7 protein-coding genes are annotated in these 8,915 nt (G+C 61.6%); 1 reads left to right on the top strand and 6 read right to left on the bottom strand.

Annotated elements, in window-relative coordinates:
* Nucleotides 1–45: 45 nt before the first annotated feature.
* The gene (locus tag VGI36_22125; protein HEY2487845.1) at nucleotides 46–2,400 is read right to left on the bottom strand and encodes a heavy metal translocating P-type ATPase; all 2,355 of its coding nucleotides are present in this window, start codon (nucleotides 2,398–2,400) and stop codon (nucleotides 46–48) included.
* Between the two features lie 246 nt (nucleotides 2,401–2,646).
* Nucleotides 2,647–3,492: a hypothetical protein gene (locus VGI36_22120; GenBank protein ID HEY2487844.1), complete on the bottom strand. Its 846-nt coding sequence runs from the start codon at nucleotides 3,490–3,492 to the stop codon at nucleotides 2,647–2,649.
* 484 nt (nucleotides 3,493–3,976) lie between these two features.
* Here VGI36_22120 and VGI36_22115 point away from each other — a divergent pair, with 484 nt between their 5' ends.
* A complete protein-coding gene (locus VGI36_22115) occupies nucleotides 3,977–4,486 on the top strand; it encodes a nuclear transport factor 2 family protein (GenBank protein HEY2487843.1) in 510 nt (169 codons plus the stop codon).
* A gap of 233 nt (nucleotides 4,487–4,719) precedes the next feature.
* Here the strand turns inward: VGI36_22115 and VGI36_22110 are convergent, their stop codons facing one another.
* The 4 genes from VGI36_22110 to VGI36_22095 all read right to left on the bottom strand — a co-directional run bounded on the left by VGI36_22110 (nucleotide 4,720) and on the right by VGI36_22095 (nucleotide 8,843).
* Complete coding sequence (locus VGI36_22110) at nucleotides 4,720–6,285, bottom strand: hypothetical protein (protein HEY2487842.1); 1,566 nt, start codon at nucleotides 6,283–6,285, stop codon at nucleotides 4,720–4,722.
* Entirely contained in the window at nucleotides 6,282–7,589 is a 1,308-nt protein-coding gene (locus VGI36_22105) for a tetratricopeptide repeat protein (protein ID HEY2487841.1), read from the bottom strand. The genes VGI36_22110 and VGI36_22105 overlap by 4 nt, the downstream gene beginning before the upstream one ends.
* Before the next feature lie 126 nt (nucleotides 7,590–7,715).
* A complete protein-coding gene (locus VGI36_22100) occupies nucleotides 7,716–8,177 on the bottom strand; it encodes a hypothetical protein (protein HEY2487840.1) in 462 nt (153 codons plus the stop codon).
* A 177-nt stretch (nucleotides 8,178–8,354) separates the two neighbouring features.
* Complete coding sequence (locus tag VGI36_22095) at nucleotides 8,355–8,843, bottom strand: STY0301 family protein (GenBank protein HEY2487839.1); 489 nt, start codon at nucleotides 8,841–8,843, stop codon at nucleotides 8,355–8,357.
* Nucleotides 8,844–8,915: the final 72 nt, after the last annotated feature.

The following is an 8,915-nucleotide window of genomic DNA, read 5'->3' as shown; positions in this document are numbered from 1 at the left end:
ACCACGCCGCCGCAAAACAGTACAGCCGTTTGGTTCGGACGGCTATCACAAGCGCACGTGGCGGAGGCGTAGTGCGTTGGTCACTACGGAGACTGAACTCAGGCTCATGGCCGCGCTTGCGATTATCGGACTCAGCAGCAGACCCAGGAACGGGTACAGGACGCCCGCCGCTATCGGGACTCCGAGCACGTTGTAGAAGAAGGCGAAGAATAGGTTCTGGCGGATATTGCGCATGGTCGCATGCGACAGGCGCCGCGCTTTCGCGATACTGCGCAAGTCACCCTTCACTAGCGTGACACCGGCGCTTTCAATCGCGACATCTGTGCCGGTGCCCATCGCAATTCCCACCTGGGCGGCGGCGAGCGCTGGGGCATCGTTGATTCCATCGCCCGCCATCGCGACGATTCGCCCTTGCGCCTGGAGCCGCTTCACTTCTTCAGCTTTGGCGGCGGGGAGCACTTGTGCGCGCACCTCGTCGATTCCGAGTTTTGCCGCTACTACGGCGGCGGTTACGCAGCTATCTCCGGTCAGCATGACAATGCGTACCCCTTCGTGGTGCAGCGCCCGCACCGCATCCGGGGTTGAGGACTTGATCGGATCGGCGACTCCAATGGTTCCCGCCGCGCGCCCGTCGACGGCCAGCAGCATAACGGTTTGCCCGTCACCGCTAAGTCGCTCGGCAAGAGCAGCGAGGGTCGAGTCTTCGATACCGAGCTCCGCAAAGAGCGACGCGTTGCCGAGGGCGATTGAATGATCGTTGACGATTCCAGTCACTCCTTTTCCTGCAATCGCCCTGAAGTCTTTCACCGAAGACAGCGCCTCGCCCTTCGACTCCGCTGCGGCCACGATTGCTGCAGCAAGCGGATGCTCACTGGCGCGTTCCAGGGCTGCTGCATAGGCGAGGATCTCACGCTCGCTGGTCCGATCGACCGCGGTGACCGAAACCAGGCGCGGCTTTCCTTCGGTCAGGGTCCCAGTTTTGTCGGCGAGCAAAGTATCGACGCGTTCGAGAATCTCCAGTGCTTCCGCGTTACGCACCAGCACACCTTCGCGCGCGCCGCGCCCGGTTCCAACCATAATCGCCATCGGGGTTGCGAGACCCAGCGCGCACGGGCACGCGATGATCAACACGGCCACCGCGTTTACCACCGCGCGTCCCAGTCCCGCACCGACTCCCAGCCAAACGACAAAGGTCACCATCGCGACCACCATCACCGCGGGCACGAAATAGGCGCTCACCCGATCGGCTAGGCGCTGAATCGGCGCGTGGCTTCTTTGCGCCGCACTTACCATCTGCACGATCTGCGCGAGCAGCGTTTCCGTGCCGACGCGTTCGGCGCGCATGACGATGCTCCCGGTGGTGTTAACGGTGCCGCCGATCACTCGATCGCCAGCCTTTTTCTCGACCGGGACCGGCTCTCCGGTGACCATCGCTTCGTCAATCGCGCTGGCGCCCTCGATTACCGAGCCGTCGACCGGGACCTTCTCCCCGGGTCGAACCCGGAGCTTGTCTCCCGGCCGTACGTCGCCCAGCGGCACATCTGACTCGTGACCATCAGCGCCGATACGGCGTGCGGTCTTGGGCGCGAGTCCCAGCAGAGCGCGAATCGCTCCACTGGTCTGGCTGCGCGCACGGAGTTCCAGCACCTGTCCGAGCAGGACCAGCACTACAATCGAGGCGGCCGCCTCGAAATATGCTGGGATGAGGCCGTGCGCGTCGCGTAGCGAGACCGGGAAAATTTGCGGCGCGAGAGTTGCCAGCAGACTGTACACGTATGCGACACCCACGCCACTTGCGATGAGCGTGAACATATTGAGATTAAGCGTCTTCAGCGACTGGTACCCGCGCTCAAAGAACGGCCACCCTGCCCACAACACGACTGGAGTCGCCAAAATGAGCATCGTTTTTTGCATTGGCGCGGGAGCCATCATCGGCGCCACGATGCGTTCAGGTAGTACCATTTCCACAAGGATCGGAATCGTGAGCGCAAGACCTACCCAGAAGCGGCGGGTCATGTCGCGCAGCTCTGGATTGGCGTCCGCGCTCTCTGCCTGCGGCGCGATCGGCTCAAGCGCCATGCCGCAGATCGGGCAGACCCCCGCCCCATCGCGGACGATCTCGGGATGCATCGGGCAGGTGTACTGCGCGCCCGGTGGAGCGCTCTGCCGAGCGGCTGGTTGGATCACCGATTTAGGCGAATCACCGACGAACTTATCCGGGTTTTGCTTGAACTTCGCAAGACACTTCTGGCTGCAGAAGTAGTAGGTCGTGCCGTGCCATTCGTTCGAACCTGGCGCGGTGGTCGGATCCACGCTCATGCCGCAAACGGGGTCTTTCACGGTCGCCGCGCCGGGTAGGGTGGGGCTATGGAGGTGCTCATGATGCTCGTGCTGACCCATCGTGATCGACGATACCAATCGGTAGTTGGCGGCGCGACACGCCTGTCACGGTGAGGCGCTCAACGGGAGTCGAGCTATCTCTTGCCAGTTCCGCGTGCTTCCTTGGTGTTGGACAAGGTGGAGCATCCGGCTTAAATAGCGGCTTCCACTCTCGAAGCTAGGGAACCCGACGCAACGCGCGGCCTGTCGCGCCCACCCGAGCGATTTTTCAGGTGCCCGGGCTTTGCGCAAGGTGTCGGCGCGCGCTCACTGGGGTACGTGTCGGAAGTCGGCGTGCCAGCGGGCTTTGAACCATGGTTCGTCGTCGCGCGTTCCGTACACTTCTGCACTCACCGCCATCGCCTCGTCCCTGATCCTACAGTCGAGCATTGTGATTTCGTCGACTGCGAACGTGCTGCCGCGCAGGCCTGGCTCGACGTGGTTTTCATCGAACCGAAGATCGGATCGCATCTTCGCGTACCCGCGCCCATCCGTCGCCAGGGCATCGACGTGGCCGCGCGCGTTCCTGATTTGTTCATTGGGAACGACGCCGGTTTCGCTGAAAGTCAGATGAAAGGGTCCCTCGCCGATGCGCTGGTAGCAGAGTCGATAGGTCTTGGGCGTCCAGTAGCCAACCTTGTGTGCGCCGGGCAAGCGCTCCAGGTCATCCACCATGACAACCTCGCCCTCCCAGCATCCGCGGAAAACCTGCGGCAGCTTGGGCTCCGCCTGCGACGTGAGGGGTGACGACGGGGGCGGTGATGCGGGCGTGGGAACAACCGCTTCGGGCGGCGCCCCGGGGGTTGGCTGCGCGACCAACAGTGCGTTCAAGGCAGCCGCAGCAGCGGCGGCAGCAGCGACCGCGGGATCGAGAGTTTGCGGGGCGGGTGCGAGCTGTTGGGTAGTCGATGGCGTCGCGGCGGGAGCCGGCGCGATTTGCAATGTTCCACCCTCTTGCGCGCTTGAAGAAGGAACGGAGCGCGGCGTGAAGCTCGGGATTGGGACCGGATTCTGCGACTGCGACTGCGGAATTTCCAGACTGGTCTGCGCCGAAGCCGGCACTGCAAGACCGAGAACAAGAAACCCCACGAGCCAGAACTTAACGCGAATCATCTCCGAACTTCAGATCAAGCATACGCCCTAGCCGGTCGGCTCGCCTTATCATTTTGTAGTTTCTGACCGGGAACGGTGACGAACTAACCCGCTCAATGGTTCCCCGTAGCGGAAGCGAGAAAAAGAGCGGTCTGGGGTTTGGTGCGGCGGTCCGCCCTCTTTCGCTAGCCCTGTAAATAACTGAAGAGAAACCGCCCCGGTTGGACCGAAGCAGGCTGGGTTTAGGAACCGCGTAACTGTTCCATAAGCGCGAGCACTTCTGTCTCAGTGGGTTCCGTTTCGAATGGCATCGTGCCAGCCGGCAAGGTCACCCAGGAGTGCTGGTTCTTCGTGTAAAAGGCAACTTGGCGTGTTGTGTAACGCTCCCCCTTCGCGGATCGAGTGAGGCGATTGTCGGCGCTCGCCCTGGATAGGGCAACCATGGCCCTCCATCCAAAGCTTGGATAGAAGAGTTGCGCTTGGCCCACTTCTGTGGAGGGAAAACATGACGACAAAAGTACGAGCTCCGATATTGCTGTCTCTCGCGATGGTTGGGATCACAGTCGTGTCGATGACGCACGCTCAAGCACCGAGGGAGAGCGATCAGGCTGAGGTCATGGCTCTCAACCAACGTCTCATCGCCGCACACAACAGCAAAGATGTAAGCGCGATTATGGCCTTCTACTCGGATGATCCGAACGCGATCTTCTTCGAGGACACCATCCCCCTTCAGCTCAACAAAGCGGCGCTGACCAAGGCGAATGAATTTTTCAAATCAGTGTCCGACTTTCATGCTCGCATGGAGTCAGTGGATGTGCTGGTAAGCGGCGACCTTGGGGTCGCGCATTACATTATTCTGACCACCTGGATCGACAAGAGTGGCACACATTCGCAAACCAGCCGCTACACTGGGGTGGACCGAAAAGAGGGTGGTAAATGGCTAGTTTGGCATGAGCAATTTTCGGTGCCATTCGATCCTGCAACCGGCAAGGCCGTCCTCGATGCCAAGCCGTGAAAGGTGTCAGCCCCGCGGAAGCGTTGCTCCGAACATCGCGGCGAGGATTCTTACAAATAGATCAACGTGGCCCACGCGACGGTGAGGTAGAGCGCGCATTCGGCGCGCGATGCGCGATCACGCGGCTTCCCCCGGGATCTGCTCTTCTCCTCAAAGGACACCGCGGGAGGACGTCCCGTATATTGAACTTCTGAATAGCGGACCCGGCGCTCGGTCGGTCCAACGACCAAAAGTTACGCCGGGCGGATAAGACCGGACAGTCCGGCGAAGAGCAGTGGCGTCAGGATCCATCCAGCGAGGATGTGCAGCCAAAGATAGCAGTGAAGTAAGGACGCTGGGATAGTGCCTGAATCACGCAGACCTGGATTTGGCCGCCAGTATTCCCCCTGATGCAGGTCGACCACCGGCAAGAAATTTTCCAACGAATACACCAAGGCATTGAAGGACGGATAGTGCACGGGTGCACGGCCGGTCTCGGCGAACTTGCCGTAGGCGTTGGCCTCGGTCGGGGTGATGATTCTCATCCGATAGCCGGCGCCGAACAGGGCGGTGCCGAGCAAAACGAAACCGAGAATCCACCAGAGCGCACGCAGCGGCCGAAAGCCGTAACCGATCGTGATCTGGAGGAGGAGATTCCAGAGCCGCTCCAGGCGCCCTAGATTGCCGAACCGACGTTCCGCCTGCCGCTGCGCGATCAGCACACTAGTAGCGCCGCTCGTGTCGCCGTCCGCCGTCAGCACTCTGGCGAGCTCCTCGTACGGTTGCGGCCGGTAGCCGGGCGCCTGTCGGCCCAACCATCGCAAACGTGCCGGCGCATCGGTGGGACCGTCGACGATCGACCCATAGACAAATCCGTCGAGATTCAGATTTCCGGGCGCGGGCCAGCTCGCCGCATCATCGCCCAGCCCTTCAGCGCGCGCATTGGCCAGATCAAGGATCGTCCGTGATGTGTGAGCGACATTTACCCAGTAGATCATACCGGCGACCGCCGCCCGTTCCGCGTTCAGTCCACTTCCGCCGGCGCCGCCGAAGTGTGCATCGTTGAAGCTCAGCGAATGTCCGACCTTTGCAAAGCGGAAATCGATGAGGCCGTCAGTCGTGAACCCGTGGTGAAAATCCGCGTCGCCCCCGATGGTAGCTTCCGTCGCCAGAATCGAATATTCACCCGGACTCGACACCTGCGCGCCGATGAAATCGAGGTTGCCGGTCAGGTGGGTGCGAAACATGCTCACCGTGGCGTAACGCCCGTTCAACATCGACAGATCCCCGTCGATGGTCGCGGAGTCAGCATCGATGGTTCCGGTTAAACTGCGGCGCAGATCGATCCCCTGGGTGTGCGCATAGGTGAGGTCGATCCCGTCCGGAATGTAGCAGCCGAGCATGGTGATCGGACGAGGTAGGACCAGATAGGAGAAATCGATTTCGCCGGTCACGCGTGCCCCGGCGAAGCCCGGACCGCTCGGGTGCACGAAGGCGGCGGCTCCGGGATCGGAAGCCAGCCAGCGGATGACTTCCGCGCGCACGCTGCGCTCGGGGCCCCACTTGTCGCCATGGGTAACCGCATTTGACGGGTCGCTGGGATCAGTGCTGGGACCGAGCCACACCAGGTTGCGGACCGCCGCCGCCGCAACCAGCAACCGCTCGGCTCGGTTTAGCTCGCCAAATTTTTGTTTCGCCAGTTTCACCAGGCTGGCACCCAGATCGGTCTGGACCTCGGCGGCAAGGGCCCGCGGTGCGAGAACCGCGAGCAACAAGGAAATGACCAGAAGCAATGGGGCGTGCGGCGGACGCGCGATCATCCGCCGATCTCTGCCCGCCACCGCTGGAAGAGCGCAGCAGATGAGCGCCCCGCGAGATAGTCGTGGAAGGCGTGCTGCGCCTGCTGCCTGAGGCCCGCGCGGCTCAAACTCAGGAAATGCGATTGCGCGAACACCGCGCGCTGCTCGTCACTACCACCGCCACATGCAATATCGCCGAGCGCGCCGCCGAGCAGCGCGGCAGCTCGGTCGAAGTCGCCACGGGCGAACGCCACAGAGCCGCGCGCTTGCTTGAGGCCGATTTCGTTCCAGACGTAGGCGGCGCGCCCGGTTTGGCTGCGCGCATACTCTTCCATCTCCGCAAGCGCACGATCGACTTCCGCCGACTCCCCGGCCCGCTCCAGCGCATAGAGGTAAATGCTGCTCAGGAATGGAAACACCCGCGCGTGGGCCTTGGCCTGGATGTGCGGCGCTACTTCGCGCCAGCGCTCCTGCACCTCGCCGCCCGCGAGCTCGACGTACCATAAGAGCAGGATCGCATCGGTGTGTTCCACGATCTCGTCGGACTGAAATCCCCAGATGTGGTGACGGTAAGCATCGAGCGCGCGATTGAAGTCGAGTTGCATCAGGTACAAAGTCGCCAGGTGGAACCAGTTATGCGACTGGATGTACTGGCCGAAGGTTCTCCATCCGGGAGCGTAGTTTTCCAGTGCCGCGATTCCCTCGCTCACGCGCGCCTGCTCGCCGTAAACGTGGGCCAGGCAATGCTGCGCCCACATCGAATCCGGGTCCAGCCGCAGCGCGGCACGCGAAACTTGCTCGGCGTCTTCGCGGCGGCCGTTCAGTTCCAACGCGAACGCATACATGGCGAGCGCGTGCGGCGATTCACCATTGGCGCGCGCCACGTTCTCCATGATTTCCAGCTGGCGCGCGGCGTCGCCGGTCTCAAAGCAGTGGAACTCCGCCAGCTTGGCGGCCAATATGTCCCTCGGCCAGCGTTCAACGACCTGCCCGTACACGCCTATCGCACGATCGAAGTCTCCGTCGCATCCGGCAGCGACGGCATCGATGAGGTTTCGCTCGCGCTCGTTCAAATCCGCGCCACGTTGGCGCGCGAGATCGAGGTAGCGAAGGCCGCGGCGAGCTTCCAGATCTGACTGCGACAGTACATGGAGCACGGCCGCAAAGATCTGGAGCATCGCGCACTCGGGTTCGCGCCGAGCCGCTGCGGTGATGTCGGCCATGCCGGGCTTCAGGGAAAGGGCCGCGTCCGTAAAGTGATTGATGGCAGCGATCGCCTGGTCCGAGTCGGTGGTGACGGCGAGTCCCCGGCTGTCTGGTTTCATTTCTGGCTCAGCGCCTTTCGGTCGAGTCGGCCCATTCTGGCGCTAGCCCCGGTCAAAAAAAAGGGCGCGCCGCATTTGCGGCGCGCCCTAGTTGTCGGTGTTTTCGCTTAGCGAAGGCGAAAGAAGTTACCAGCCGAAGTTACCCAGCAGAGGTGCGAACATCGAGCCGTTCTGCCCGTAGTAGCCGGAGTATGGATAACCCGAGGACGCTCCGCCACAGAGCTGCATCCGGCGCGCCACGTCATTGGCTGCGGCCGGATGGCCGGTCGCGCGGTCCTGGCGATAGACGTTCTGCAGGCGAGTCACGTTACACGGTCCAGCGTAGCTCCTGCCGTAGGCCGGTGCGTTTCGGTAGTAGTTGTTCGGGTAATATGCCCTCGGCGCGCGACGAAAGTAGTCGCGATCATGATCGACCCGTCCATTGTGGTGGAAATCATCGCGATCCTGATGAACCCATCCGTTGTGGCGACCGTTATCATGATGATCCCAATCGCGCGCGCTCGCCGTCATCGGCGTCGCCAGCACCAGCATCACGACCCCCGCCAGCACCATGGGAATCAGCCGTTTCAAGATTTTGTTCGACGTCATCTTCCTTACCTCCGAACTTCTCTCGCTTGACTGATAGAGCATAGAAAGTGCCAACATTGAGACGTCGTAATATGAGAGTAGATAGGTGAAAGAGTCCGTCCTTACCTGCCAAGTTCTAGCCCGATTGGCGTTTTGGTCTATCCCGAAACGTGCAAAAACTATCGCGATTTCAGATACTTAACGGACGTTAAGCTTAACGAACGTTAACCTTTGCTCGCCGCGTGGGGTTGTCGAACTGCAGATGGCCTTGCGCATGGGATGGCGTCCGTCGCCAAAGCTGACGTTGCGTTCAAACGTGGCCTCACATCGAGTCACATCGGCGGGGATTTTCTGGGTGAGCTGCGCGGCGGTATTCGAATATCCGCAGGTTATCCAGTTGCCGCGATCGTTGGGCGCGAGTTGCCAGATTTGCGTGACACTATCCGCGACCATCTTCTGATCGCTGTACACCAGCGAGGCGCCCTCCTCGGGCGGCCCATCGTATACGGTCAGGCTGGCGAGCTCGTTAGTGAAGCCGTTGTAGCCGGCGGTCCATCCGGCGGGGGTGTTGGTGATTTTCTGATCCACCGCGATGGTCGCAGGACACTGCACTTCACCGCCCAGCGCATGCGCAACCGGGCAAATTACGGCGACGCAAAGAGCCAACCACGCCGTATGGGTCTTCATGGACGCGAGGGTAGCGGAGCTGCGCCTCGTAGCAAGCCGGAGCAGGAATGTGCTATGTTACTTACGTTTTCC

It is taken from the genome of Candidatus Binataceae bacterium, from assembly GCA_036495685.1.
Lineage (GTDB): Bacteria > Desulfobacterota > Binatia > Binatales > Binataceae > JAFAHS01.
This window is presented reverse-complemented; position numbering and strand designations above follow the sequence as displayed.

What these genes read in the sequence shown, in the direction of transcription:
- VGI36_22100 (HEY2487840.1), bottom strand. Translation starts at nt 8,177, where the DNA reads ATGACGTCGAACAAAATCTTGAAACGGCTGATTCCCATGGTGCTGGCG.
- VGI36_22105 (HEY2487841.1), bottom strand. Translation starts at nt 7,589, where the DNA reads ATGAAACCAGACAGCCGGGGACTCGCCGTCACCACCGACTCGGACCAG.
- VGI36_22125 (HEY2487845.1), bottom strand. Translation starts at nt 2,400, where the DNA reads ATGGGTCAGCACGAGCATCATGAGCACCTCCATAGCCCCACCCTACCC.
- VGI36_22095 (HEY2487839.1), bottom strand. Translation starts at nt 8,843, where the DNA reads ATGAAGACCCATACGGCGTGGTTGGCTCTTTGCGTCGCCGTAATTTGC.
- VGI36_22120 (HEY2487844.1), bottom strand. Translation starts at nt 3,492, where the DNA reads ATGATTCGCGTTAAGTTCTGGCTCGTGGGGTTTCTTGTTCTCGGTCTT.
- VGI36_22115 (HEY2487843.1), top strand. Translation starts at nt 3,977, where the DNA reads ATGACGACAAAAGTACGAGCTCCGATATTGCTGTCTCTCGCGATGGTT.
- VGI36_22110 (HEY2487842.1), bottom strand. Translation starts at nt 6,285, where the DNA reads ATGATCGCGCGTCCGCCGCACGCCCCATTGCTTCTGGTCATTTCCTTG.